Below are 25,595 nucleotides of genomic sequence, written 5' to 3' on the forward strand. Positions count from 1 at the left end.
AGGCGCCCGGGCGCACTGATCGGTTGCTGATCGCCGTCGCCCAGGCTCGGCCGGGTCAGGTTCCCGATCCGAAAGACGACCTTCGATGACACTCTCCATTCCCGGTTTCGACCACGTCCGCCTGCCCGGTACCGACGGTGTCGAGCTGGCGGCCGCGGTCGGCGGCAGCGGCAGCCCGGTGGTCCTGTTGCACGGCTTCCCCGAGACGCACCTGATGTGGCGGCACGTCGCCGAGCGGCTCGCCGGTGAGCACACGGTGATCTGCCCCGACCTGCGGGGTTACGGCGCCAGCGCCAAGCCGGTGGCCACCGGCGAGGAGGTGTACGCCAAGCGCACCATGGCCGCCGACGTGGTGGCTCTGGCGGCCGCACTTGGCCACGAGCGCTTCGCCCTCGTCGGGCACGACCGGGGCGCCCTGGTCGCCTTCCGGGCAGGCTTGGACCACCCCGAGACCGTCTCGCACCTCGGCATCCTCGACGTCGTTCCGACGCTGGACATGTGGAACGTGCTGCACGGCGTCTCGGCGGCGGTGGGTTACCACTTGTTCCTGATGGCGCAGCCGCCGGGCTTGCCGGAGACGATGATCGCGGCCAGTGCGGACGCCTTCTTCGGCTCGTTCCTCGACGCGTGGGCCAACGACCCGGCCGCGATCCCGGACGACGTGCGGGCGGAGTACCTCCGGGCGAGCGCGGCGGCGGTGCCGTCGATCGTCGCGGACTACCGCGCCTCGGCCGGCATCGACCTCCGGCACGATCAGGCCGACCTGGATGCCGGGTCACAGCTGGCCATGCCGGTGACGGTCGTCCAGCAGGACTGGGGCGCGCAACTGGGCTACGACGCCGCCGCCGTGTGGAAGGCGTGGGCGCCGGATCTGGACCACCGGCTGACGAACGCCGGGCACTTTATGGCCGAGGAAGCGCCGGACGAGATCGCGGGCGCGATCCGAGACCTCCTGACCCGCTGAGCTCGTCTTGATCAGCGGGTCGCTGCGCCCAGACCCGGGCCATCCTCCTAGGCGTTGAGCGGGACGCCGAACCATTGCCGGGTGGCGTCTCGGAGTTCGTCCTGGTCGGGGTGGGTCTCCGACGAAGCCCATGCCACGATGCAGGACGCGATCAACCTGGGCTGGAAGCTCGCGGCCGTGATCACCGGCGGCCGACGTTTCGACAGTGCCGACCACCGCCGCGACCACCTGCGGGTCCAGGTCGTCGACGGCGTCGGTGCCGGTGCGCGCGGCGATGGCGAGGGTCAGCTCGTCCTGCGCCGCGGCGTCCGCCTCGGCTCCGGCTCCGTCCGCGTCACGCTGTACGACGAAGCCGGGAGCCCGGTGGCCGTGGTCGAATCGCTGACGACCCGGCCGATGGCGGCGCCCGACACGATGCTCTACCGTCCACAATGGATTCCGGTCCCGCCGTCGGCGGCCACGGAACCGGTCCGGACCAGTACGGAGCCGCAGATCGCCGTCCGCGACGGCGTGCCGCACGTCCTGCGGATCACCCGGGCCGCCCCGGCACCGGCGCGGCCGATCGACCCGTCCGGGACGGTGCTGATCACCGGTGGCACGGGCGCGCTCGGCGCCCTGGTGCCCCGGCACCTCGTCACCGCGCACGACGCCCGGCGCCTCCTGCTGGTGAGCCGCAGCGGGCCGGCGGCGCCCGGAGCCGGCGAACTGCTCGCGTCGCTACGGGACCTCGGCGCGGACGTGCGGATAGTCGCGGCCGACGTCGCGGACCGGGCGACTGTGACGCGGCTGGTCGGCAGCTGCGAGCCGCCGTTGACGGCGGTCGTGCACAGCGCGGCCGTGGTCGACGACGGGGTGCTGTCGGCCCAGACGCCGGAACGCCTTGACGTCGTGCTGCGCCCCAAGGCGGACGCGGCGCTGGTCCTCGACGAGGTGACCCGGCACCTGCCGTCGACGGCCTTCGTCCTGTTCTCCTCGGTCACCGGCGTGTTCGGCAAGGCCGGGCAGGCCAACTACGCGGCCGCGAACCGGGTGCTGGACGCGGTCGCGTACCGCCGCCGCGCGGCGGGGCTGCCCGGGCTGTCGCTGGCGTGGGGGCTGTGGGAGCTGGGCACCGGTCTGGGCGACCGGATCTCGGCCACCGCCCGGCGGCGGATGCGCGCGTCCGGCGTGGAAGGGCTGTCGGCCGAGCAGGGCCCGGCGCTGTTCGACGCCGCGCTCGGCTCGGTCGAACCGGTGCTGGTGCCCGTCCGATTCGACCCGACGGTGTCGATGGCGCCGCCGACCGGCCGTTCGCCCGCACGCTTGCCCGCGCCGTGGGCGAGCTGGCCGGAGAACCCGGCTGAGCCGGAGCTGCGTGAGCTGCTGCGCGCGGAGGTCGCGGGGGTCCTGGGGCACCCGAACGCCGCCGTGATCGACGACGACCGCCCGTTCCCGGAGCTCGGGTTCGATTCCTTGACCGTGATCGAGCTGCGCACCCGCCTCGCCGGGTTGTCGGGCATCGACCTGCCCGCCACCGTCGTCTTCGACCGGCCCACCGTCACCGAGCCGGCGCGGCATCTCCTGGATCTGCGGCGTACCGCGCAGGAACGAAACCCGGCTCGTTCCCGTCAAGAAAATTACATGTCGTGAATTCGGCCATTCGCGCCGTGGAAACGGTTTCCTGTCCTTGACAGTGGTCAGGACGGCAGGTTTAGTTCATTATCTGGACGAAGTGGTCCGGCGAGGCGTTGGAGGCAATCGTGCAGGATCGCCACACATCACACGCCGATGATCCGACCGCCGGCCGTTCGCGGTTCTCCCGTCGGATGTTCCTCGGCGCAGGCGCGGGCGTTGCCGCCGGGGCGACGTTGGGACTGGCCGGGCCGGCGTTCGCGGAGACGGGCAAGGTGCGTGGAGAGACTCCGTTCGGGCCCGTTGTCGTGGCGGACCCGGGAGGACGGGCGTCCTACGCCCGGGCCGTGCGGCTTATCGCCGGGCGGCCTGCCGGGATGTCGCGGACGCTGCTCGCGACGTTTCAAGGGGGAGGCGGTCCGGGTTTCCCGCTCTACCGGAGCGACGACGGTGGCCGTACCTGGGAGAAGCAGGGCAGTGTGCCCAACGGCGATGAGGCCACCGGACTTTCCCTTCATCCGTTCCTGTACGAACTGCCCCGGGCGTTCGCGGGCTTGCCCAAGGGCGCGTTGCTCTTCGCCTGCAACTGGCTGGACAGCTTCACCAGCACCAACATCCAGCTTCACGCCAGCACGGACGGCGGCCGCACCTGGCGGTTCCTGAGCACGGTGGCCCGGGGCGGACCGCCCGACACGACGAACGGCGCGACGCCGGTGTGGGAGCCTTTCCTGCTGCTGCACGACAACCGGCTGATCTGCTACTACTCCGACCAGCGGGACCCGGAGTTCGGTCAGAAGCTCGCCCACCAGACCAGCACGGACCTGCGCACGTGGGGTCCCGTGGTCGACGATGCGACCGGGACGACGTACCCCGAACGACCGGGCATGACCACCGTGGCCAGGCTGAACCGGGGCCGGTGGATCATGACCTACGAATTCGGGGCGCCCGACGACCCGGACAACCCCGATCAAGGCCACTACACCTACCACGTGCACTACCGGATCGCGAAGGACCCGGAGTCGTTCCGGTTCTCCCAGGACACCCCGCTCCTCGACCAGAACGGCGTTGCGCCGAACGGAGCGCCCGTGGTGTCGTGGATGGACTCGGGTGGGCCGGACGGAACGATCATCGTCACGGACAACGACAATCAGGACTTCTTCATCAACCGCCACCTCGGCAACCCCGGGAATTGGACGCGCCTGTCCTCGCCCATGCCGGCCGGGTATAGCCGGTTCACCCTTCCCCTCGACGGTCTCCAGAGCCCTCGGACCCGTGGCCTGGTCTTCGTCATCACGGGAGCCCAGTACGGAAAATCCGCGCCGATCGAGGCGGGCATCATCTCGGTGGACGACTGCGAGAACCCGGACCCCCGACGGCAATAGCGCCACCGCCTGGAGCAAGCCGTGCCTGCCTCGCACCACCTGCTGCTGGCTCACGGGCTCGGTGTGGAAGCGATCCGGGCGCACGCCGCTCGCCCTGCGAACATCGGTCTCGTCTGCAACCTGTCGGGGATCGAACCCGCCTCGGACCGCGACGAGGACGTCGCCGCGGCGAAGCGGATGGACGGGCACGTCAACCGGTGGTGGCTCGACCCGGCCAACGGGCGCGGTTATCCGGCCGACATGCTCGAGGTCTACGGGGTCGAACCGCCCGTGCTCGGCAACGACCTCGACGTCATCGCGGCGCCCACGGACTACCACGGACTGAACTACTACTTCCGCCAGATCGTCGAGGACGATCCCACCGGGTACCGCCGCCATGGGCTGGGAAATCCACGGTCCGGGGCTGGCCGACCTGATCCACCGGCTGCACGACGACTACGGCGCGGAAGCCATCTACATCACCGAAAACGGTGCCGCGTTCGACGATAAGGTCGCCGAGGACGGCTCCGTCCAGGACGACGACCGCATCGCCTACTTCGAGGAACACCTCACGGCGGCCGCGTCGGCCGCCGAGGCGGGCGCCCCGGTCAAGGGCTACTTCGCCTGGTCCCTGCTGGACAACTTCGAGTGGGACAACGGCCTCGACAAACGGTTCGGCCTCGTCCGGGTCGACTACGGCACGCAGCTCCGGACCGTCAAAGCCAGCGGCCACTTCTACGCCGACCTGATCGCTGAGCACCGAAATCGCTCCTGAGTACTGCTCCCCGTTAGTTGACATCGTCGGAGCGAATGGCATGTAATCGATCCATGCGCATTTTTCTCGGATTGGCCATTGTGGGCATGGTATTCGCCGGCGGCTGCGCCGCCGGACTCCACGGTCAGTCCGAAAATCCATCCGTCCCTATCGCGGCGTCGTACACCACTACGGACCGCGCTTGGATCGAGATCACCATAGCCATGGACGAGCAGCTCGTTCCGCTGCTTGCCCTTGTAGACAGCCGCACCGGAACCGCGGCTGTCCGCGACCTCGGCAAAAAAGCCGACGCCTCGACGAAGTCGGAGCTGCTGGAACTACGGCGGCTTCACGATCAGGCCGGCCTCCCGGCGGAGAATCCCCACAAGGGGATGGAGATGCCGGGGATGGTTTCGTCCAACCAGGTCACGCAGGCCGGTGCCTTGCGCGATACCGGCTTCGACAACTACTTCAAGAAGTGCCTGCGTGATCACCTGGATCAGAAGAAACGTTTGGCGCTCGGCGAGAAGTCGTCCGGCAAGGAGCCGCAGACCGTGAGCCTGGCTTCGCGAGTCCTGCAGGAACAGGGCCAGCTCTCCGCGCTGGTTGAATAGCGGCCGCCGTGCCGACCGATCGGGACGGCACGGCAGCCGCTTATCGTCGCTTTCAGCCGCCGGTGAAGCTCGGCGTGGTCCCGCACTTGGCGTTCTGGTTCAGGCAGGTCTTGACCAGTGCCGCCAGTTTGACGTGGTCCCAGCCGTTCATGAAGTCACCGTGCATCGACGACGCCATTCCCGAGGACAGCGCGAGGCCGTCGCCGCCCAGGATGTCGTAGTTGACCATGTACGACAGGTTCGGCACCGCCACCGGGTAGTTCCCCTGGCACTTGCCGGCGACCGGGTCACCCATGTGCGACTTGTGGTCGGGCGAGTCGATGTGCTTGCCGTCCCAGCAGTCCTTGAACGTGAGCTGGTAGATCAGGTTCCCGCCAGGAGCACAAACAGGCCAGTTCCCGTCGGCGCTCCGTCCGACCTCGGCGCTGCCCGCGCACCAGAACTGGTTTCCCTGGCCCTTCTGGGTGGGCACCTGCAGCTTGGCGTCACCCTGCACCATCACCAGCCCGGGCGGGAACGGCCGGACGGCCGACGGGTCGGGGAGCCGGGAACCGTAGTAGACGCGCATGCTCTTGAACGGAACGGCCACCCCGTTCCGCTGCAGCTGCGGTACCCAGTAAGCGGCATTGTCGCCGGGAGAGTTACACGTCGTCGATCCGGCCGTCAGAAGGGTTTCCGTTGTCATGAACGCGTCGTTCCGCGGCCCGAAGAACGTGTGCATGTGGGAGGCACCGGGCAGGCGAGGGAAGACGATCGCGTCGTCCTTGGCTTCGTTCGCGATCGTGCAGTCGGTGTGGAACTCGGGGACCCTCGTCGTCCCGGCCGGCACCGGTGGCGGCACGATGCGCTGGTAGTCGGTCAGCTCGCGCTGGTACCGGGCCTGGTCGACGTCCACCCAGCCGGCATCCGCCGCGACGGAGCTGCTCGAAGCGCCGGCGGCGGCGGAGCCCGTTTCGCTTGCGCCGGCCACGAAGGCGGTGCTTCCGGCCAGCGCAAGAGCGAGGGCAGCGGTGAGAACGGCCCGGGTCCGGAGCCGGAAGTGTCGAGGTCGGCAACCGGTAGCCCGATTCGGCGTATTTCGCATATAGCTCTCCTCACTTTGTTTTCAAAATGTTGGATAGGCGCTACGAAGATCCGAACTACTGCAATAGTTGCCGAGGGAGTGCACGGTCGTGCTGACACCGCTGGGCGGCTGAACGTGTGCGCTTCAGCCGTACGTGGCCGCAGATGGCCTTATCGCCGTCGTGGTGACGGGGATTGCCTGGGCGCCGTTCAGTGTCGCGCGCGAAAAGTGCAGCCTATTGTCGGGGAGTCGTGTTCCCGCTCGCGTCGGCGAACGCGGTCGACCGCGGCGCGGAATCGGTGGTGGCGCACCATTCTCCGTGGTGGGCACGAGAGTCCCGCGGCAATGACTCAATTCTGCGGACACGGGCATCACTCGGCCGGAGCGGACGGCGGATGCGTCCCGCGGCTGCGGTCGATGGTGCTGCGGTGCGTCGTGGTCGGGAGAACGTCCTTGATCTCATCGAGCCCACCTGGTCAGTCGTGATCCATCGTGTCGCGCACTGTGCGCGTCACGATGCCGAGGCAAGCATGCGGCTCGCTCGGCATTCGGGTGAGGTGGCAGATTTACATCGACCAACCCGAAGTGCTGGAGTGTTCCAGGTGGCGGCCGCGGAACCGGTTCCATCGAGACAACTGAAAGTAAACCGTCCCGATTGGGTGACGTCAAGACTCTGGACGGCAATTTTCCCACCAACGCGGTGCGCCGCGGCGAGGCGCAGGGGACCGGGAGAAGTTGCCGCAGAGCATCCGGCTGGTCGGAAGGCGATCCCGGATTTAGCGTGAACGTCACGCCGTGAAGCCGCCGTCGATCGGAGTACCACCTCGCTCGGGTGACCGGCGCGGTCACTGACCAGGAACGCTGCCGCCGCACACCGACTGAGGTGCCGGCCAGCTTGGCGCGGCGCAGCGCGGCGGCCAAGGCCTCGGATCGGTAGACGGGGGCGACGAGCCCTGTTTTCTGATCGGTGCGAGCTTGGCGCATGTACTGGGGCAGCAGCAGGTCGCGATGCACGCACAGCACGGCCAGCATGGGGGCGGGCAGGACCCGCGGAGAGTGCACCACTACCACCGCCATGGTCACAGGTGCTGGCGGAGTAGATCTTGCGGACGGCGACCGCTGGGCCGTAGACCCGCAGCCAGCAGTGCAGGTAGGAGATGACGGTTAGGGCGATGACCAGCGGCAACGGCACCAGCAGGCGCGCTTTGGTGTACTGGCACTCGATGGCCCGGGTGAGTTGCCGTCGGCCCACGACAGCCGCCACGTCACGGCCCTCAGATCGGCGATCAATTTGCCGGCGCATTCACGACACCGTTTGCAGAAATCGGCTGAAGAGGAGCGTGCTTTTATGTGAAATCGAAGGCGCCGAGGTCCGTGTGGACCGTGGCCATCGATCAAGTCTGGTTCCGGCAACGTGATCGAAGACGGTTATGGCCGCCCGGCCCTGATGTGACGGACCGAGCTGCTGCGCGGCGTCCTCGTCGGCGCGTTGGCCGTCTGGGTACTCGTGGCCACCCCGCCACTGTGGACGCTGATCATCACCGCTTTCTGCTGGCCGGCGCCGGTAACGTCATCGACAACGTTTCAACAGCTCGATGTCGGCGAATTCGGCCTCGACGCTGAAGTGCTGCTCCTTGCGTCGCGGTACCGGGTCAGGTAGCCCTCGAGCAGGTCCGCGGTGAGCCGTTCGGGCAGCTCGTCGCGCTCGGTGCCCGGCGTGCCGAACACCGTGCGGCCGCCGAATTCCTCGGCGTACGCCTCGCGCGCCTTGGCGGCCCGCAGGTACCCGCGCGCCAGCCGCTGGACCAGCAGGGCGGTCCCGGCCGTCAGCAGCAGCCACACGATGAGCACCGGCGTGCTGAAGCCGACGCCGGTGACCAGTGGCAGCAGGACGAGCACCATCCCGGCGACCGCGACGACCACCGGCGTGTGCCCGGGGCCGCGGCGGCGGCCGTGCCGCATCCGGGTGTCCTCGCCCGCGAAGTGCCACCAGCCGAGGTCCTCGGCGTCCAGGTCGGGCAGGTCGGGGACGAAGCCGGGCTCGTCGCCGAAGCGCCGCCGGGGCCGCGGCCGGACCGGCACCGGCACCACGGTCGCACCGCCGGAGTCGTAGCGCGCGCGGGCGACCGGGTCGCTCAGGACGTCGTAGGCCTCGCGCAGCAGGCGGAACGTGCCGACCGTGCCGCCGCCGTCCGGGTGCATGGTCTTGGCCAGCCGGCGGTAGGCCGCCTTGACGTCGGCCGCCGTGGCGTCGCGACGGAGGCCGAGCACCTCGTAGTAGTCGACGTCGGGCACGCGGGTGGTCACCTCCGATGGCTGCGCGAAGACTTTATGGGGTCGGGTCTCCGGGGCTGTCACCGCCTCGGCGGCGCGCCAGGGTGATGGTCCTCGGTGCTGGTCAGGGCGGTGTGCGGGGTTTTGCCGGTGACGGCGGGGGAATCGGGGGCTCCGGCGGGGCGCTTGTGGCGGGGTGGGTGACGACGTCGGGCGCTTCACCGAAGTCTCGTTTGCGGTGGTCGGGTTGTGTCCACTTCGGACTGTTTGTCACTCGGAAGTGTTGCCGCGCGGGAGAAAGCCCGGTTGGTGGTGACTTTTCGTAGCCGGAAACCACTCGGATGGCCCTGAACATGTGTTCGAATACTCGGCTAGGCTGGGTCCATGTCCTCCTCCAGACGTGACGGGCCCACCGCCACCCCACCTCGGCAGCGGGCCCGTCACCCCCGTCAGCGCTCGCGCAGCAGGTACCGCTGCAGCTTGCCGCTGGCGTTGCGCGGCAGCGCGTCGAGGAAGCGCACCCGGCGCGGGTACTTGTACGGCGCGGCAACGGCTTTGGCGTGCTCCTGCAGGGCGTGCACGACGTCCGGGCCCGGGGCGGCGCCGGGCCGGAGCACGACGAAGGCGGTCACGACCGCACCCCGGTCCGGATCGGGCGTGCCGACGACCGCGCACTCCTCGACGTCCGGGTGCGTCAGGAGCACCTCTTCGACCTCGGGAGCCGCGATGTTGTAACCGGAGGAGACGATCATGTCGTCGCTGCGCGCCACGAAGCGGAAGTAGCCGTCGGGCTCGCGGACGTAGGTGTCGCCGGTGATGTTCCAGCCGTCGCGGACGTAGTCGGTCTGGCGCGGGTCGCCGAGGTAGCGGCAGCCGGTGGGACCTCGGACGGCGAGCAGCCCGGGCGTGCCGTCCGGGGCCGGCCGGCCGTCGAGGTCCAGGACGGCCGCGCGGAAGCCGGGGACGACCTTGCCGGTCCGGCCGGGGCGGGCGTCGTCGCCGGCCGCGGAGATGAACACGTGCAGCATCTCCGTGCTGCCGATGCCGTCGATCAACGGTGCTCCGACGACATCGCGGTACTGCTCGGCCACGGCGGCGGGGAGGGCTTCCCCGGCGGAGACGGCGCGGCGGACGCCGGCCAGCAGGGAGCCGTCGCCGGCGCCGAGGATCGCGCGGTAGGCGGTCGGGGCGGTGAACAGCACCGTCACGCCGTGCTCGGCGACGATCGAGGCCAGCTCCTTGGGCGTCGCGCGTTCCACCAGGAGCACCGACGCGCCGGCGTGCAGCGGGAACACCAGGAGGCCGCCCAGGCCGAAGGTGAAGGCGAGGGGCGGGGTTCCGCAGAACACGTCGTCCGGGGTGGGCCGGAGGACGTGGCGGGAAAACGTGTCGGCGATGGCGAGCAGGTCGCGGTGGAAGTGCATGGTGGCCTTCGGCGTCCCGGTCGTGCCGGAGGTGAAGGCGAGCAGGGCGACGTCGTCGGCGGCCGTCGGCACGTCGGCGAAGGTCGCCGGGTGGCGGGCGCAGCGCTCGGCCAGTTCGGCGCGTTCGGTGCCGAAGGGCACGGCCGGCAGCTCGGGCGGCAGCTCGTCGAGGAGGCGCTCGTCGCAGAGGGCGACCGTGGGCTGCGCGCGTCCGGTGATCTTGTCGAGCTCGCCGCGGCGGAGCATCGGCATCGTCGTGACGGCGACCGCTCCGGCCTTGAGGACGCCGAGCCAGCAGGCCGCGAGCCACGGCGTGTTGGTGCCGCGCAGGAGCACGCGGTGGCCCGGCACGACACCGAGGTCGGCGGTGAGGACGTGGGCGATGCGGTTGGCGCGGGCCAGGACGTCGCCGTAGGTCCACGTCTCGTGCGGTGAGCGCAGGCAGGGGCGGTCCGGGCCGAGGCGGGCGGCGGTTTCGTCGAGCAGGGCCGTCGCGGCGTTGAGACGGTCGGGGTAGTGCAGCTCCGGCAGGTCGAACACCAGCCGCGGCCACTGGTCGGGCGGTGGGAGGCGGTCGCGGCAGAACGGGTCCGTGTGGGCGCTGGGAGAAAGCTGCATCGCCGCTCCTCGTTCTCGGCCTGTCCGCCGAACGTAGCACTCGTTGCGACCGTCGAGAAGGCGCAATGTCGGATCGATGACGACAGAAATCGGAGAGCGATGGCGTTCGACCTGTAACCCCGGAGGGTGATTCGCCGACCTAGTCCCCGCCGGTGCATCCGGGGCGGCACCTGGGGAGGGAAGGCGAATGGACGGTTTCTCGCTGCTGGAGGAGGCCATTCGGTCGATGCCGGTGCCGGGAGCGCCGCCCCGCCTGTCGCTCGACGGGGCCGCTGTCGGGCTTTCCTTCCTGGACACCGCGCTGCGGCTCAACCACGTGCGGCGGCTGACCGAACGGATCTCGCTGGTCGATCACCGGGTCGCGCGGCGGATCACCGAGGTGGACGTCCGGCTCGGGATGCTCGACGAAGGGCAGCGGCAGGCCTCCGAACTGTTCCGCAGCATCGCCAGCCACCGCGCCGACGGCGCGGAACACCCGGCCGGACCGGCGTTCGTCGCCTCCGAGATGTGGGTGCCCGTCGCCCGGATCTCGCGGACGGCCGCGCCTGTCGACGTGCGGGACGCCTCGGGCCGGAAGCTGCCGCGGCTCACCCAGTACGAGACCTCGCGGCTGCTCGCCTCGGGGCTCTACCGCCTGCTGCGGGGCATCCTCACCGGGTTCCCCGACGCCCGGCGGGACGAACCACTGGCCCGGCTGCTCTACCAGGACCACGAACCGCGCTGGCTGATCCAGGCGGCCCTGCTCGCGCTGCTGACCGACCGCAGCCGGCCGACCGGTCCGCACCCGCGGGACCTCACCCCGGGGATGACGGCCGGGCACGCGGCCGACTGCCGCCGCAAGGCGCTGAACCTGCTCGCCGACTACCGCGAGCCGCTCGGGGACTACTTCGCGCTGCTCGACGTCGCCGTCAACAACTACCTGCTCGTGGTGGCCATGGACCGCGGGGCCGACGAGCACCTGCTCACCTACGAGGCCCCGCTCGCGGTGGAGAAGCCCAGGCCCCGCTGGTCGTGGAGCGGGACGCTGCGGGCCAGCAGCCGCGGGTACCTCGTCCAGTACGAGGGCGCCATCCCGGCGAGCCTGCGGTCCTACCACCTCGTCGTCGAGACCGAGCCCGGCGTGCACATCCAGAAGATCTACCTCCGGACCGACGCCGACCAGGGCCTCGCGGGCGAGCTCGTCACGGACCTGAAGACCCTCGCCACCCGGCTGGGGCCGGCGGCCGCGCCGCCTCGGAAGCCGCCCTACTCGAAGATCCTCGAGCTCCAGACGCAGACCACCCTCCGCCGGCTCGCCGATCTGCTCCGCCGCCGGCAGTGGGACGCCGAGCACGCGCGGATCGCCGTGCCCGAACAGCACCTGCCCGGCGTGGCCGAGCTGGGCTGGGCGGCGATCTCGGGCGAAGCCGTGGCCGACGGCGCCGCGCTCGACAACTCGCTGATCCGCCACCCGGTCGTCGAGCCGGCCCGGCTCGGGCAGGCCGCCCGCGAGGTCGAGGCGCAGGAACTCGAATACGACCTCGCCACCGAGGACAACCCGACCAGCAACCAGGCCAGCGTCTACTGGCGGCGGCGGGCGGTCCGCTCGCTCGACGGCGCGCAGATCCGGACCCGCGCCGGGATCCTGCTGCGCGACGCCACGCCGTCGAGCCCGACGACGGTGCTGCTCTACGCGTTGTCCGTCGCCCTCATCGCCTACTCCGCGGCCACCTTCGCGGGGCACCACTTCTGGCCGTATTGGGGCGCCGGCGCCGTCCGGCTGCGCGCGTCGAGCGCGTCGAACAGTCCCGGGGCGCTGATCGCCGTGCTGCTGCTCGTCCCGGGGTTCCTGTACTCCCGGCTGCCGCTGCCGGACCGGCATTCCGTGGCGGGGCACCTGCGGGCGCTGCCGCGGCTGGTGGCGCACGTCTGCATCGGGGCGATGGCCCTGCTGTGCGCGGCCATCGCCGCGGACTCCGCGCGGTCGGTGCTGCCCGTCGCGTTCGGGCTGGCCACCGTGGTGCCCCTGCTCTCGGCGATCGCCCTGGTGCCGCCGATCCGCTCGGCGTGGAGCCGTCGCCGCGACCCGCGCCAGGACGCCGAGGAGCTGCACCTCATGGGCGCGCCGCACTGGGTCGACGGCCGCGGGACGAGCAAGCAGCGCCGCCGGACGCCGGACGCGATCTTCTCGTCGTCGGGATCACTTTCATGAGCGAAGGGACGAACATGCCCGGCGATGCGCCGAAGGCCCGTTCGGCGCACGCGCTGGCCAACCTCGCGAGGGCGGGCTACTGGTCGCTGCGGCAGCCGCTGACCGAGGTCGACTTCGAGGTGCACCACCTCGTCGACCGGCCTGGCTACCTGGTCGGGCTCGTCACGGGGGAGGGCCGGAGCGAGCCGAAGTCGCGGTTCTTCCTGGAGACGCTGTCCTCGAGCGCGCACGGCGCCGGGCTGGTCGTCGGCATCCGGACCGGCGAGAAGCCCGACCGGCTCCGGATCCGCGACCACGGCAGCACCGTCGAGCCGGAGCTCGATTTCGGCTCGGACGAGCTGAGCCACGTCTTCCGCGGCACGGCCCGGCCGAACCTGACGTTCCTGGCCGAGTCCGACCGCCGGATCGAAGGGATCGTCGCGATCGCCGACGAGCCCGCGAAACTGCGGCTCAGCCACGGCACCCAGATCAAGAACCTGCTCGCCGCGCTCAGCCAGATCGCCGTCGAGGTGGCCCGCGGGCCGCTGCTGTCCATCCAGTGCCCGGTCCAGCTGCCGGTGGAGGTCGAGGCCGAATACCGGGAGGAGCGGATCCCGCGGGCCGCGTCGCTGGCCGTCCGGTTCTCGATCGCGCTGCAGCACCCGAGCGCCGAGCTCACGTTCGAGATCGCCGAGCGGATCATCCGGTATTGCGAAGAACGCGGATTCCGCCTCTGGCTCGCCGACACCCGGCTCGGGCACCGCACCGGCAACTGGTTCCGGATCCGCGCCCACCCGGCGGAAGAGCCGCACCCCGGCGAAGCACCCGAAGGCGTGCTGTCCACGATCATCCCGGTCACCTTCGTGGGCCCGGCGCGGGTCGGCTCGACGCACGCGCTCGTCTCCCTGCTGCTGCAGTTCCCGGAGATCGGCGTGGTCGGGGCGTCGATCACGCTGCTCGACGACCTCGCGTTCATCCACCTCCAGCTCGGCGTGGTCACCCCCGCCGAGGAAGTCGCGTTGCCGGTCGCCCACAGCAGCGAAGACCCCCGCACGGCGATCACCACCATGTTCGCCGGGTTCGCCAAGGTGCCCAACGGCAAGCACGGCCAGGAGCTGAGCGACCACCTGTGGGAGCGGGCCGGCGACTACCAGACGCTGGCCGGCCCGGTGGTCCCGGTGGTGCACCCGGCCGCACAGCGCCGGCTGGCGATCTGGATCTCGTGGCAGATGGAATGGACTCCGCGCGGCATTTCCGTCGCCGTGCGGGCGCTGCGGCAGGCCTTCGACTACATGGGCTTCCCGCTGCCGGAAGGGGACGCGGCCGGTGCCGAGGCCCGCGACGCGCCCAACCTCGAATACCTCATCTGCCGGGACCTCGGCAATTCCCTGTTGCGGGGCAAGGGCAAGTTCTCGGTGCCGCTGAACCTCGTCCAGCAGCGGTTCACCAGCACGGCGGTGGAGATCGCGCCTTCGAAACTGTGCGTCGGGCTGGAAGACGCGTGGAAGACCGCGCTGGACGAGGACCCGGGCGGGTTCGCGGTCCGGGAAGTCACGGTGGTGTGGCGGGAGTTCTGGCTGGGGCACTGGGCGGCCACGTCGGTCTGACCCACCGGTCACCCCGTCGTGCGGGCGCGGGAACCCGGTGTCGCGGGGCGCCGCCCAGTAGCTTTTCGATCATGGTCGAGACACCCGAACCCCCACCCACCCTGGCCGATCCGCGTGCGCTGCTGCTGGGCTACCTCGACCACAACGCCGCCGCCATCCTCCGCAAGCTCGACGGCCTCTCCGAACACGATCTGCGCCGGAGCGTGCTGCCGTCGGGCTGGACGCCGCTGGGCATGGTCAAGCACCTCGCCTGCACCGAACGGTTCTGGATCCGGTACCTGTTCGCCGGCGAGGACGTCGACTTCTCCTGGCCCGGCACCGCCGAGCAGCCCTGGTTCGTCGCGCCGGAAGAACCGTCGGCGGACATCACGGCGTTCTTCCTCGCGGAACGCGAAAACTGCGCCCGGCTCGCCGCCGTCACCCCGCTGGACGGCCGGGCCGTCCGCACCACCCGCCGCGGCGGCGCCGAAGAACACCCCACGTTCGCGTGGATCCTGTGCCACCTGGTGCAGAGCTTCGCCCGCCACGCCGGGCACGTGGACGTCGGCCGCGAGCTGATCGACGGCGTGACCGGCAGGTAGCGGTCAGGCGGGCGGGGCGACCGTGGCGTCCTGATCGGCGCGGCGCAGCGCGTCGGCGACGAACCCGGTCGCCTTCAGCTCTTCGACCAGCTCGTACAGGAACGCGATCGTCTCCGGGCGGCGGTCCGGCGTGGTGCAGACCGCCTGCCGGATCTCCATGAACCGCCCCGGGAGCACGCGGGTCCCAGGGTGGGCGGCAACGTAGGCGGCCATCGGCTGGCGGATCCCGGCGGCAACCTCCAGGCTCTCCGCCTCGAACGCCGTGACACCGTCCTCGCCGCGCACGACGGTGGCGTGCCGGAGGGTGCGGGTCAGGTACAGGTCGTACGCGGAGCCCTGCTTGACACCGATCCGCACGTCCGGCCGGTCGACGTCGGCGGGCGACGCCAGCGGCGAGCCGTCGGCGACGACGTACACGCCTTCGATGAGGACGTACGGCGCCGTGAAAGTCACCTGTTCGGCGCGGGCGGGCTCGATCGCCAGGAAAGCGAGGTCGGCCGCGCCCGAGGTCAGCGCCTCGAACGACTTGCGGGCCGCGTCGGCGCAGGCGAACTCGACCGGAACGGCGAGCCGCGCGGCGACCTCGCGGGCGAGGTCGACTGTGAGCCCGCCCGGTTCCGCCGGTGTGCCGTGGGCGAGCACGGGGTTGCCGAGGTTGATCGCGGCGCGCAGCGTGCCGGTGGGTGCGAGGTCCCGGGCGACGGCGGAAAGATCTCCCATGACCGGCGAGGCTAGCGGCGGGCCCGGGCGGACGCCCCGCGATTGTCGCTCACGCCACCGGCGGCTCGTCCGCGGTGGTGAGGGCGAATACCGTCTCCTGGTGGTAGACCTCGCCGGGCCGCAGCACCGTGCTGGGGAAGTCCGGCCGGTTGGGGGAGTCCGGGAAGTGCTGGGCCTCCAGCGCGAACCCGGCGCCGCGGTGGTACGGGCGCCCGCTCGTGCCGGTCAGGTCCGCGGTGAGGTAGTTGCCCGAGTAGAACTGCAGGCCCGGCTCGGTCGTCCACATGGTGAGCAGGCGCCCGGACGCCGGGTCCCACGCCCGGGCGGCGAACGGCGCGCCGGTGTCGAGCACCCAGTTGTGGTCGTAGCCCTGGCCGATCACCAGCTGGGGGTCGGGCTCGCCGACGCGGGCGCCGATCGGCGCCCACCGGCGGAAGTCGAACGGCGTGCCCTCGACCGGCACCGGGTCGCCGGCCGGGATCAGGTCGTCGCCGGTCGGGCAGAACCGGCTCGCGGCGATCTCCAGGCGGTGCTCGTGGACGTCGCCGGTGCCTTCGCCGGCCAGGTTCCAGTAGGTGTGGTTGGTCAGGTTGACGACGGTCGGCGCGTCGGTCGTCGCGAGGTAGGTGATGCGCAGCCGGTCGTGCGCGTCGAGGCGGTAGATGACCTCGGCGGTGAGCCGGCCGGGGTAGCCCTGGTCGCCGTCCGGGCTGATCAGGGTGAGCCGGACGGCGACGCCGTCGCCGTCGCGGATCTCGGTCGCCGACCAGACCCGCGTGTCGAATCCGGAGGGCCCGCCGTGCAGGCTGTTCTTGCCGTTGTTCAGCGGCACCCGGTACTGGACGCCGTCGAGGGTGAAGGTGCCGCCGCCGATCCGGTTGGCGAACCGGCCGATCACCGAGCCGAGGAACACCCGGTCCGCGTCGGGCCGGTTGTTGGCGACGTAGGAGCCGAGGTCGGCGAACCCGAGGACGACGTTGCCGGGGCGCCCGTCGCGATCGGGCGCTTCGAGCGACTGGATGACCCCGCCGTAGTCGAGCACGCGCACGACCGGTCCGCCGGGACGCCCCAGCGTGTACCGGTGGACGTCGGTGCCGCCGGCTTGGCCGAACAGCTCCCGGGTGAGTTCGGGTGAGGTCATCGGTGGGTCCTCCAACGGGCTGTTAGCGCTAACAGCGTGGGACGACGATAGAAGCGGCAGCCCGGCACGGTCAAGGACCGAAAGGCCGTGGCGGCGGCCTCGGCCCTCAGCGGTCGCCGGCCGGTGGGCGGGTGCCCAGCAGCCGGTGGGCGCACAGGGCCATCTGGATCTCCAGGCGCTTCGCCGGGTCCGCCAGCCGGTCGCCGAACAGCTCGCTCAGCTGGCTCACGCGGTAGCGGACCGTCTGGGGGTGGATCCGCAGGGCCTGCGCGATCTCCGGCGTGTTCCCGTTGTGCTCCAGCCAGCTCAGCAGCGTGTCGGCCAGCCGCGTCTGCTGCTTGGCCGTCAGCCCGGCGAACGGCGACAGCGCCTTCGCCGACAGTTCGTCCAGCAGGAAGCGGTCGATCAGCAGCCAGTGCGTCGCCAGGTGGTCGGCCGTGTGCGTGACCGGGGCGTCGCCGGCCAGGCCGCGGCGGACCAGGTCGAGCGTGCGGCGGGCCCACCGCAGGGACGTCGCCGCTTCGGCCGGGCGGACGCGGGGGCCGACCGCCGCGCGCCAGCCCGGGAGGCGGCCTTCGAGGCCGCGCAGGTCGCGGTCCGGGTTCGGGGTCAGCAGGCACGGCTCGGGGCCGTCGAGGTCGACGAGCACGTCGGCGGGCACCTGCGGGGTCGGCGGTGGGTGCCGGTCGGTCCGCGGGTCGAGCGCGACGACCGTGACCCACTCCGGGATCGCCCACTGCGCCGCCTTGGCCAGCGTCGACAGGGTGGCCGGGGACGACGGCGGGGTGGCCAGCAGCAGTTCGAAGAGCCGGCGCCGGCGGCGCTCGAGCGTGCCGGTTGCCATCGCCTGTGCCAAGGTGTACCCCTCGACCGAGTACGCGGAAATCTCCTCCACGTAAGCGAAAATGGCTTCCGCGCCGACGCACAGCACGGCCGCCGGGAACCGGTGCGCCTGGCCCAGTTCGGCCACGTACCGCCACGCCGCCCGCCCACCCGCGCGGTAGGCGGCCTGCAAAGAATTGAGGCTGCCGCCGTCGTGGTGGACGCGCTTGCCGACCTCCACGAACAGCTTGGGCCACTCGTCCTGTGTGGACGCCAGGTCCTCGATGCTGTCGATGCAGCTGAGGACCGCCTGCTCGATCGCGAGCACGGTCATCTTGCCGAATTCGCCCTCGAGGGGCTTGGCGTATTCGGGAACGGCCTTCTGGACCTCGTCGAGGATCCGCCGGGCGAGCGGGTCGGCGTGCGCCCGGAAGCGCCCGGCCAGTTCGGTGGGCAGCGAGCACCACAGCTGCCGCGCGCGGCCGGTGCCCCGCGGGTGCGGAATCGCCGCCTGCGTGATCGTCCGGCTCATGGTTCAGACCCCTTGCCGCGCCGCGTGGAGACTTCGCGCCGTCGTCGGCGCGAACGCCATGTACTCACACGGGAACGGACTTGGCAACCGGCGTCCCTGCCCCGGGAGCGGGTTCTGTCACGCCGGGACCAACGGCCGCACCGGAGTTTGTCACCTGCCCGACAAAGCGGAACGCTAACCGCGGCAAAGGTTTCCGGGATTCGATTTGTGAACTCAGGCGGTATCTTCGCGCCCTGTCCGGTTGTTAGCGTGATCAACCGGCATGCGTGAGGAGAAAACCCGATGACGGCGCTTGTTTCCTGGTGTTTCCGCCGGGCCGGCGTCGTTGTCGTGCTGTGGCTGCTGGCACTGGGCGGGCTGGTTTCCGCCGCGCTGCCCGCCGGCGCGGCCTTCCGCGACACCGTGGACCTGCCCGCCGCGGACAGCACGGCCGCGGCGAACCTGCTGCGCGCCACCGGTGCCGGCGGCGCCGGGGAACGCGTCGTCGTGCGCTCGCCGGACGGCCCGGTCGACACCGGCGCGGGCCGCGCCCGGCTCGACGCGCTCGCCGCCCGGCTGGCGGCGTTACCGCACGTCGTCGCCGTCGAGCCGCCGCCCGGCCAGGTGTCCGCCGACCGGCGGACGGCGGTGCTCACCGTGCGCTTCGACGCCCCGGCCGCCGACCTCGGGCAGGGGACGGCCGACGCGCTCGCCGCCACCGTCCGCGACGCCGACGGCCTGACCGCGGGTGCGTCCGGCGAGCTCGCCGCGATGACGGCCGCCGCGCCCGACCTCGGCAACGCCGGGATCGGCCTGCTCGCCGCGGCCGTGGTGCTGCTGGTGGCCTTCGGCTCGGTGACCTGCGTGCTGCTCCCGGTCCTCACCGCGGCGGTTTCGGTCGGCTGCGCGCTGGCCGCCGTGACGCTGTTGTCGCACGTCATGACCATGCCGAAGATCAGCACCGAGATCGCCGCGCTGCTGGGGCTCGGCGTCGGCGTCGACTACGCGCTGTTCGTGCTCACCCGCTACCGGCAGGGCCGCCGGGACGGCGCCGATCCGGCGGCCGCGCTGGCCGTCGCGGCCGCGACCTCCGGCCGGAGCGTGGTGTTCGCCGGGATCACCGTGTGTGTCTCGCTGGCCGGGATGCTCACCGTCGGCCTGCCGTTCCTCGACGGGATCGCGGTCGCCGCCACGGTCTCGGTGCTGCTGACCGCATTCGCCGCGCTGACCCTGCTGCCCGCGCTCCTGCGGCTGCTCGGCCGGCGGATGCGCCTGCGCCCGGACGCCGGGGCCGGCCGGTGGGCCCGGCTAGCCCGGTCGGTCACCGCGCGCCCCGGCCCGTACACCGCCGCCGCCCTGCTGGTCGTGGCCGTGCTCGCGCTCCCGATGACCGGGCTGCGGCTCGGCGTGCCGGACGCCGCGCTCGACCCGCCCGGCAGCGTCACCCGGACCGCCGCCGAACTGCTCAAGGAGGGTTTCGGGCCGGGCGCCGACGCGCCGCTGCTGGTGGTCGGCACCGGTGGCGAATCGGTGGGCACGCTGCGGGAAGCCCTCCTCGCCAGTGCCGACGTCGCCCCACCGGCCGCGTTGCCCGGGGGCGGCTGGCTGCTGACGGTGCTCCCGCGGACGGGCCCCGGCGACCCGGCGACCGGCGACCTGCTCGCTTCGACGCGGGTGATGGCCAAGCTCATCGGCAGCCCGGACGCGCACGTCGGCGGGGTCGTCGCGGCCCGGGCGGACTTCTCCGCGGCGATCACCCAGCGGTTGCCACTGTTCTTCGCCGCCGTCGTCGGGATCTCGGTCCTGCTGCTGGCCTGGGTGTTCCGCAGCGTGCTGATCCCGCTCACCGCGGCGGTGATGAACCTGCTGACCGCGGCCGCGACGACCGGGGCGGTGGTGTTCGCCTTCGGCGGCCCGATCGAGCCGTACCTGCCCGTCTTCCTGTTCGCCGGGCTGTTCGGGCTGTCGATGGACTACGAGGTCTTCCTCATCGCCCGCATCCAGGAGGCGTGGCGCCGCCACGGTGACACCCGCGCGGCCGTCGTCGACGGCGTCGCGGCGACCGGCCGGACCATCACCGCGGCGGCGCTGATCATGGCGCTGGTGTTCGGGTCGTTCGCTTTCGTCGACGCCCGGGTGGTGCGCGAGGCCGGCGTCGGGCTCACCGTCGCCGTGCTCCTGGACGCCGTCGTCGTCCGGTGCGTGCTCGTCCCCGCGGTGATGGCCCGGCTGGGCGCGGCGAACTGGTGGTTCCCGCGCCGCAAGGCCGTGGTCCCCGGCGAGCTCGTGGGGAGCACGCGATGACCCGGCGGACCCTGGTCGTGCTCGCGCTGGGCGCCTTCGTCACGACGCTGGACAACACGATCGTCGCCGCGGGCGCGCCGTCCATCGCCCGCGAGCTCGCCCTCGACGTCGAAGCCCTGCAGTGGATCGCGCTCGGGTACATGCTCCCGTTCGCCGGGCTCCTGCCGATGGCGGGTGCGCTGGTCGACCGCTGGGGCCGGCGCCCGGCCCTGACCGGCGCCCTCCTCGCCTTCGGCGCCGGTGCGGCGGCGGGCGGGCTGGCGGCCACCGCGTGGCTGCTGGTCGCCGCACGCGTCCTCCAGGGCATGGCGGCCGCGTTCCTGGTGCCGGGCCTGCTCAGCCTGCTGCGCACCAACCTCGACACGCGCGGCCGGACGCTCGGCGCGGCGGTGTGGACGGCCTGCCTGGCGGCCGCGCTGGCCCTCGGCCCGGCACTCGGCGGCGTCTTGAGCGAATACTGGGGCTGGGCCTGGATCTTCTTCGTCAACCTGCCGTTCGTGGCCGCGATGCTCGTGCTGCTGCCCTCGACCGTGCCGCCCGGCCGCGACGCAGGGACCCGCGCGCCACCGGCGTCGGCGATGATCCTGGTGACGGCGAGCCTGGTGCTGCTGACCACCGCGCTGGCCGAACCCGGGCTCCGGCTCCCGCTGCTGGCTGCCGGGACCGCGCTCGGCGTGGCGTTCCTCGTCCGGGAACGGCGCGCGGCCGAGAGACTGGTCCCGCGGGCCCTCACCGGGAACCGGGTGTTCCTGGGGTCGCTCGGCCTGCAGCTGCTGTGGGGACTGGGTATCTCCGGGATCTTCTTCTTCACGCCGTTGCTGCACCAGGAGTTCCTCGGGCTCGGCCCGGCCGGCGCCGGGCTGCCGCTGGTGCTGGTCGCGGTGGCGGTGGTGGCCGCGACGCCGCTGGTGCCGGCGGCCGTCGCCCGTCATGGTCCACTTCGGACGGTGGCGGCGGGGCTGGTCGTGGTGGGGGCGGGATTGCTCGCCCTCGCCGCGGTGAACCACGTGCCCGCGCTGTGGCCGCGCGTGCCCGGCATGGTCCTGATCGGCGCGGGCTCGGCCTTCACCGTCCCGATGACTTCGCACGCGCTCGACGTCGTGGCCGAGCGGTATTCGGGGACGGCGTCGGGATGGCTCACCGCGGGCCGGGAACTGTCGAGCGCGCTGGGTGTCGCGCTGATCGGCGCGGTGCTGACGTCGGTGCGTGCGGCCCGGCTCGACGCGGGCGTCCCCGCCGGGGCGGCGCTCGCCGGCGGGTACACCGCCGGTCTGCTCGTCGCGGCCGGGCTGACGTTCGCCGGCGCGCTGCTGGCCGTGCGCGTGCCGGGGACCCGGCCCGCCGAGACCTCGTCGCCGCGTGACAAACGTGCTGTCCCGTAACCCGTTTCCCCGTGAGTACCGGAGATCGAATCGTTGACAACCGCACCGGCGCGGTTATTCACTGCGCCGGTAAACGCTCTCTGCGAGGATGCCTTGGAAACCATTTCCCGGCCGGTTCCCGGCACCGGTGCCCCCGTCGCCGCCGGCGAGTCCTTCGCGACCCTCCTGGGTCAGTGGGCGCGCCGCCTCGGCGACCGGATCGCCGTGACCCACCTCGACCACCGCGACGGCGGAGACGGCCGGGCGGTCACGCTCACCTGGCGCGAGCTCGACGAGCGGGTCGAGGCGGTCGCGGCCCGGCTGTCCGAAGTGGCCGGTCCGGGGGAGCGGGCGGCGGTGCTGGCCGGGCAGTCCGCCGGGTACGTCGTCGCGTTCCTCGGTGCGCTGCGGGCGGGACTGGTCGCGGTGCCGCTGTTCGCACCCGGCCTGCCCGGGCACGCGGGCCGGCTGGCCGCGGCACTCGCCGACTGCGGCCCGCGCGTCGTGCTGACCACGGCCGGAGAATCCGGGGCGGTCACCCGGTTCCTCGCCGGTTCGCCGGTCGACCCGGTGGTGGTCGACGTCGACTCGGTGCCGCCGGCCGGGCCGCGCGAGTGGCCCGAGCCCGATCCGGACGCCCCGGCGTACCTGCAGTACACGTCCGGGTCGACGCGCTCGCCGGCCGGGGTCGTGCTGACCCACCGCAACGTGCTCGCCAACGCCCGTCAGGCCTGCGCGGCCTACGGCGCGGAAAGCGGGACCACGTCGACGGTCAGCTGGCTGCCGCTGTTCCACGACATGGGGCTGATCCTCGGCATCGGCGCGCCGATGGCCGGTGGCTTGGAATCGGTCCTGATGGATCCCCTGGCGTTCCTCGAACGGCCCGCGCGCTGGCTGCGGGCGCTCTCGGCCAGTCCGGGCGCGATCAGCGCGGCCCCCAACTTCGCCTACGCCTACTGCGCTTCCCGCGTCACCGAGGCGGACAAGATCTACCTCGAGCTGAGCCGGGTCGTCTCGCTGATCAACGGCAGCGAGCCGGTGCTGCCGGCGACGATCGCGAAGTTCCACGACGCCTTCGCCGAGTGCGGGCTGCGGCCGGAAGTGCACCGGTCCTCCTACGGGCTGGCCGAGGCCACCGTGCTGGTTTCGGTGACCGACGCGGGGAAACCGCCGCGGCAGGTCACCTTCGACCGGGCGCGGCTCGCCGCCGGGTACGCCGAGCCCGCCGTCCCGGGCGCGTCCACCACGACGCTCGTCTCGTGCGGCCGCCCGGCCGGCCAGCGGGTGCGGATCGCCGACCCGGTGACCGGGCGGCCCGCCGAGCCCGGCGAGGTCGGCGAAATCCGGGTCAGCGGCCCGAACGTCGGTCGCGGGTACTGGGGCCGGACGGAAGCCTCGGCGGCCACCTTTGGGCTGCCCCCGCTCGATCCGGAGACCGGCGAGGGCTGGCTGGCGACCGGCGACCTCGGCGTGGTCTTCGACGGCGAGCTGTTCGTCACAGGCCGGCTGAAGGACCTGGTCGTCATCGACGGCCGCAACCACTACCCGCAGGACATCGAGCAGACCGTCGAGGAGCACCCGGCCGTCCGGCCGCATTCGGCCGCGGCCTTCGCGATCGACGGCGACGGCGGGGAAGCCGCGGTCGTCGTCCTCGAGCGCGCGAAAGGCAGCGAAACCGACGTCGCCGAGGCCGCCGCGGCCCTGCGGGCGGCGGTGTCGGCCGGCCACGGCCTGCGCCTGCACGACGTCGTCTTCCTGCCACCGGGCGAGGTGCCCCGCACGTCCAGCGGCAAGATCAGCCGTGCCCGGAGCCGGGTGTCCTACCTGGACGGTGCGCTCACCGCGCGGCGGCTCGGATGAGCGCGCCGGACGCCGCGGCGATCCGCGCCTGGCTGACCGCGCGGCTCGGCGACGTGGACCCCGACCGGCCGCTGCACGAAACCGGACTGTCCTCACGGGACACGACGAGCCTGGCGGCCGACCTCGGCGCGTTCGTCGGCCGCCCGCTCGCCCCGACCCTGGTGTGGCAGTACCCGACGATCACCGCGCTCGCCTCGCACTTGTCCACTGTGGATCAATCGGCGGCGTACGTGCCGTTGGCGGACGACGGCGAGCCGATCGCGGTCATCGGCCTCGGCTGCCGCCTGCCGGGCGGGATCGAATCCCCGGAAGCGTTCTGGCGGTTCCTCGACGCGGGCGGCGACGGCGTCGGCGACGTTCCCGAGGGCCGCTGGGAGACGTTCGCGCCGGCGGAAGACTTCGCCGGCGTGCCGGCACGCGGCGGGTTCCTCGGCGACGTCGCCGGGTTCGACGCGGAGTTCTTCGGCATCACCCCGCGGGAAGCCGCGGCGATGGACCCGCAGCAGCGGATGCTCCTGGAGGTCGCCTGGGCGGCGCTGGAACACGCGGGGCTCCCGCCGGCCACGCTGCGCGGCAGCCGGACGGGAGTGTTCGTCGGGCTGTCGGCCACCGAGTACGGCTCGCTGACGATGACCGACGTCGCGGGGCTCGACGTCTGGGCCGGCACCGGCGCGGCGGCGAGCATCGCGGCGAACCGGCTGTCGTACCTGCTCGACCTGCGCGGCCCCAGCCTGACGCTGGACACGGCGTGTTCGTCGTCGCTGGTGGCGGTGCACCAGGCGGTGCAGAGCCTGCGCCGCGGCGAAAGCGAGACGGCGCTGGTCGCCGGGGTGAACGTCCTGCTCTCGCCCGCCATCACGGCGGGCTTCCACCGGGCGGGCGTGCTGGCCGCGGACGGTCACTGCAAGCCGTTCGACGCCGCCGCCGACGGAATCGCCCGGGGGGAGGGCTGCGGCGTCGTCGTCCTCAAGCCGCTGCGGGCGGCCCGCGGTGATCGGGTGCTGGCGGTGATCCGCGGCAGCGCGGTGAACTCCGACGGCCGGTCCAACGGGCTGACAGCCCCGAACCCGGACGCCCAGGCGGCCCTGCTGCGCGACGCCTACGCCACGGCGGGCGTCGATCCGTCCTCTGTGGACTACGTCGAAGCGCACGGGACCGGGACACCGCTGGGAGACCCGCTGGAGGCGGGCGCGCTGGCGGCCGTGCTCGGGTCGGGGCGGCCGGCGGACCGTCCGCTGCTGCTGGGGTCGGTGAAGAGCAACCTGGGCCACCTCGAAGGCGCGGCCGGGATCGCCGGGCTGCTGAAGGTGGTGCTGGCGATGACGCACCGGCGGGTGCCGCCGAGCCTGCACTTCCGTACGCCGAACCCGCACATCGACTTCACCGGGCTGCGGGTGGTTTCGGCGGGCACGGACTGGCCGCGTTACTCGGGAACGGCGCGGGCCGGGGTGTCGGCGTTCGGTTTCGGCGGGACGAACGCGCACGTGGTGGTGGAGGAGTGGCCGGCCGCGTCGTTCCCGGTCCGGGCCGGTGAGCGTGGTCCGCAGGTGTTCGCGCTGTCGGCCCGGTCGGCGGAGGTCCTGCGCGCGCGGGCGGGCGAGCTGGCGGACTGGCTGGCGGAGGCTTCGGCCCCGCTCGACGCGGTCGCGTCGACGCTGGCGCACCGGCGGGAGCACCTGCCGGTGCGCGGGGCGGTGGTCGGGGAGAGCCGCGACGAGGTGGTCGAGGCTCTGCGAGACCTGGCCGCCGGGACCCAGCGCCCCAATGTGGCGTTCGGTGCGTCAGATGCACCCAATGTGGCGTTCGGTGCGACGGAGGCACCCAACGCCACATTG

At 72.1% G+C, this 25,595-nt stretch carries 18 protein-coding genes and 1 pseudogene; 13 read left to right on the forward strand and 6 right to left on the reverse strand.

Annotated elements, in window-relative coordinates; all coding sequences use genetic code 11:
- The first annotated feature begins 85 nt into the window (after nucleotides 1–85).
- The 6 genes from ACWEF6_RS17205 to ACWEF6_RS17230 all read left to right on the forward strand — a co-directional run bounded on the left by ACWEF6_RS17205 (nucleotide 86) and on the right by ACWEF6_RS17230 (nucleotide 5,304).
- On the forward strand, nucleotides 86–964 hold the full coding sequence (locus tag ACWEF6_RS17205; RefSeq protein WP_449683827.1) for an alpha/beta fold hydrolase: 879 nt from the start codon (nucleotides 86–88) through the stop codon (nucleotides 962–964).
- An 81-nt stretch (nucleotides 965–1,045) separates the two neighbouring features.
- On the forward strand, nucleotides 1,046–2,593 hold the full coding sequence (locus ACWEF6_RS17210; RefSeq protein WP_449683828.1) for a KR domain-containing protein: 1,548 nt from the start codon (nucleotides 1,046–1,048) through the stop codon (nucleotides 2,591–2,593).
- Nucleotides 2,594–3,054: 461 nt separating this feature from the next.
- Complete coding sequence (locus ACWEF6_RS17215; RefSeq protein ID WP_449683829.1) at nucleotides 3,055–3,957, forward strand: exo-alpha-sialidase; 903 nt, start codon at nucleotides 3,055–3,057, stop codon at nucleotides 3,955–3,957.
- 63 nt (nucleotides 3,958–4,020) lie between these two features.
- A complete protein-coding gene (locus ACWEF6_RS17220; RefSeq protein WP_449683848.1) occupies nucleotides 4,021–4,446 on the forward strand; it encodes a family 1 glycosylhydrolase in 426 nt (141 codons plus the stop codon).
- Nucleotides 4,334–4,711 (forward strand): family 1 glycosylhydrolase, encoded by a 378-nt coding sequence (locus ACWEF6_RS17225; protein ID WP_449683830.1) that lies wholly within the window; start codon nucleotides 4,334–4,336, stop codon nucleotides 4,709–4,711. The genes ACWEF6_RS17220 and ACWEF6_RS17225 overlap by 113 nt, the downstream gene beginning before the upstream one ends.
- Nucleotides 4,712–4,764: 53 nt before the next feature.
- A complete protein-coding gene (locus tag ACWEF6_RS17230; RefSeq protein ID WP_449683831.1) occupies nucleotides 4,765–5,304 on the forward strand; it encodes a DUF305 domain-containing protein in 540 nt (179 codons plus the stop codon).
- A 52-nt stretch (nucleotides 5,305–5,356) separates the two neighbouring features.
- Here the strand turns inward: ACWEF6_RS17230 and ACWEF6_RS17235 are convergent, their stop codons facing one another.
- The 3 genes and pseudogenes from ACWEF6_RS17235 to ACWEF6_RS17245 all read right to left on the reverse strand — a co-directional run bounded on the left by ACWEF6_RS17235 (nucleotide 5,357) and on the right by ACWEF6_RS17245 (nucleotide 10,683).
- Nucleotides 5,357–6,274, reverse strand: a complete 918-nt coding sequence (locus ACWEF6_RS17235; protein WP_449683832.1) for a DUF1996 domain-containing protein — start codon at nucleotides 6,272–6,274, stop codon at nucleotides 5,357–5,359.
- Between the two features lie 1,695 nt (nucleotides 6,275–7,969).
- Nucleotides 7,970–8,662: pseudogene (locus ACWEF6_RS17240) on the reverse strand (J domain-containing protein); the annotation flags it as partial.
- Between the two features lie 428 nt (nucleotides 8,663–9,090).
- Nucleotides 9,091–10,683 (reverse strand): AMP-binding protein, encoded by a 1,593-nt coding sequence (locus ACWEF6_RS17245; RefSeq protein WP_449683833.1) that lies wholly within the window; start codon nucleotides 10,681–10,683, stop codon nucleotides 9,091–9,093.
- A gap of 187 nt (nucleotides 10,684–10,870) precedes the next feature.
- Here ACWEF6_RS17245 and ACWEF6_RS17250 point away from each other — a divergent pair, with 187 nt between their 5' ends.
- From ACWEF6_RS17250 to ACWEF6_RS17260, 3 genes are all read left to right on the forward strand, one after another.
- Nucleotides 10,871–12,874: a hypothetical protein gene (locus ACWEF6_RS17250; RefSeq protein WP_449683834.1), complete on the forward strand. Its 2,004-nt coding sequence runs from the start codon at nucleotides 10,871–10,873 to the stop codon at nucleotides 12,872–12,874.
- Nucleotides 12,871–14,460: a hypothetical protein gene (locus ACWEF6_RS17255; protein ID WP_449683835.1), complete on the forward strand. Its 1,590-nt coding sequence runs from the start codon at nucleotides 12,871–12,873 to the stop codon at nucleotides 14,458–14,460. The genes ACWEF6_RS17250 and ACWEF6_RS17255 overlap by 4 nt, the downstream gene beginning before the upstream one ends.
- Nucleotides 14,461–14,531: 71 nt before the next feature.
- A complete protein-coding gene (locus tag ACWEF6_RS17260) occupies nucleotides 14,532–15,041 on the forward strand; it encodes a DinB family protein (protein ID WP_449683836.1) in 510 nt (169 codons plus the stop codon).
- A gap of 3 nt (nucleotides 15,042–15,044) precedes the next feature.
- On the opposite strand, the gene ACWEF6_RS17265 is transcribed toward ACWEF6_RS17260, so the two are convergent.
- From ACWEF6_RS17265 to ACWEF6_RS17275, 3 genes are all read right to left on the reverse strand, one after another.
- A complete protein-coding gene (locus ACWEF6_RS17265; RefSeq protein WP_449683837.1) occupies nucleotides 15,045–15,761 on the reverse strand; it encodes a transporter substrate-binding domain-containing protein in 717 nt (238 codons plus the stop codon).
- A gap of 49 nt (nucleotides 15,762–15,810) precedes the next feature.
- Nucleotides 15,811–16,902, reverse strand: a complete 1,092-nt coding sequence (locus ACWEF6_RS17270; protein WP_449683838.1) for an aldose epimerase family protein — start codon at nucleotides 16,900–16,902, stop codon at nucleotides 15,811–15,813.
- Nucleotides 16,903–17,008: 106 nt separating this feature from the next.
- Nucleotides 17,009–18,256, reverse strand: coding sequence for a PucR family transcriptional regulator (locus ACWEF6_RS17275; RefSeq protein ID WP_449683839.1), 1,248 nt, complete (start codon nucleotides 18,254–18,256; stop codon nucleotides 17,009–17,011).
- Nucleotides 18,257–18,538: 282 nt separating this feature from the next.
- On the opposite strand from ACWEF6_RS17275, the gene ACWEF6_RS17280 reads away from it, so the two are divergent.
- From ACWEF6_RS17280 to ACWEF6_RS17295, 4 genes are all read left to right on the forward strand, one after another.
- Nucleotides 18,539–20,539: an MMPL family transporter gene (locus ACWEF6_RS17280; protein WP_449683840.1), complete on the forward strand. Its 2,001-nt coding sequence runs from the start codon at nucleotides 18,539–18,541 to the stop codon at nucleotides 20,537–20,539.
- On the forward strand, nucleotides 20,536–21,921 hold the full coding sequence (locus ACWEF6_RS17285; protein WP_449683841.1) for an MFS transporter: 1,386 nt from the start codon (nucleotides 20,536–20,538) through the stop codon (nucleotides 21,919–21,921). Before ACWEF6_RS17280 ends, ACWEF6_RS17285 begins: the two co-directional genes overlap by 4 nt.
- Before the next feature lie 93 nt (nucleotides 21,922–22,014).
- The gene (locus ACWEF6_RS17290; RefSeq protein ID WP_449683842.1) at nucleotides 22,015–23,760 is read left to right on the forward strand and encodes a fatty acyl-AMP ligase; all 1,746 of its coding nucleotides are present in this window, start codon (nucleotides 22,015–22,017) and stop codon (nucleotides 23,758–23,760) included.
- Nucleotides 23,757–25,595 (forward strand): type I polyketide synthase (locus ACWEF6_RS17295; protein ID WP_449683843.1); only part of this gene is annotated, 1,839 nt, incomplete at its 3' end. The genes ACWEF6_RS17290 and ACWEF6_RS17295, both read left to right, overlap by 4 nt.

Source organism: Amycolatopsis sp. NPDC004772, assembly GCF_053601215.1.

Bases quoted from the DNA above. Each gene is read 5' to 3' on its own strand.
- ACWEF6_RS17275 (WP_449683839.1), bottom strand. From the start codon at position 18,256: ATGAGCCGGACGATCACGCAGGCGGCGATTCCGCACCCGCGGGGCACC.
- ACWEF6_RS17255 (WP_449683835.1), top strand. From the start codon at position 12,871: ATGAGCGAAGGGACGAACATGCCCGGCGATGCGCCGAAGGCCCGTTCG.
- ACWEF6_RS17225 (WP_449683830.1), top strand. From the start codon at position 4,334: ATGGGCTGGGAAATCCACGGTCCGGGGCTGGCCGACCTGATCCACCGG.
- ACWEF6_RS17280 (WP_449683840.1), top strand. From the start codon at position 18,539: ATGACGGCGCTTGTTTCCTGGTGTTTCCGCCGGGCCGGCGTCGTTGTC.
- ACWEF6_RS17265 (WP_449683837.1), bottom strand. From the start codon at position 15,761: ATGGGAGATCTTTCCGCCGTCGCCCGGGACCTCGCACCCACCGGCACG.
- ACWEF6_RS17285 (WP_449683841.1), top strand. From the start codon at position 20,536: ATGACCCGGCGGACCCTGGTCGTGCTCGCGCTGGGCGCCTTCGTCACG.
- ACWEF6_RS17260 (WP_449683836.1), top strand. From the start codon at position 14,532: ATGGTCGAGACACCCGAACCCCCACCCACCCTGGCCGATCCGCGTGCG.
- ACWEF6_RS17245 (WP_449683833.1), bottom strand. From the start codon at position 10,683: ATGCAGCTTTCTCCCAGCGCCCACACGGACCCGTTCTGCCGCGACCGC.
- ACWEF6_RS17230 (WP_449683831.1), top strand. From the start codon at position 4,765: ATGCGCATTTTTCTCGGATTGGCCATTGTGGGCATGGTATTCGCCGGC.
- ACWEF6_RS17205 (WP_449683827.1), top strand. From the start codon at position 86: ATGACACTCTCCATTCCCGGTTTCGACCACGTCCGCCTGCCCGGTACC.
- ACWEF6_RS17250 (WP_449683834.1), top strand. From the start codon at position 10,871: ATGGACGGTTTCTCGCTGCTGGAGGAGGCCATTCGGTCGATGCCGGTG.
- ACWEF6_RS17270 (WP_449683838.1), bottom strand. From the start codon at position 16,902: ATGACCTCACCCGAACTCACCCGGGAGCTGTTCGGCCAAGCCGGCGGC.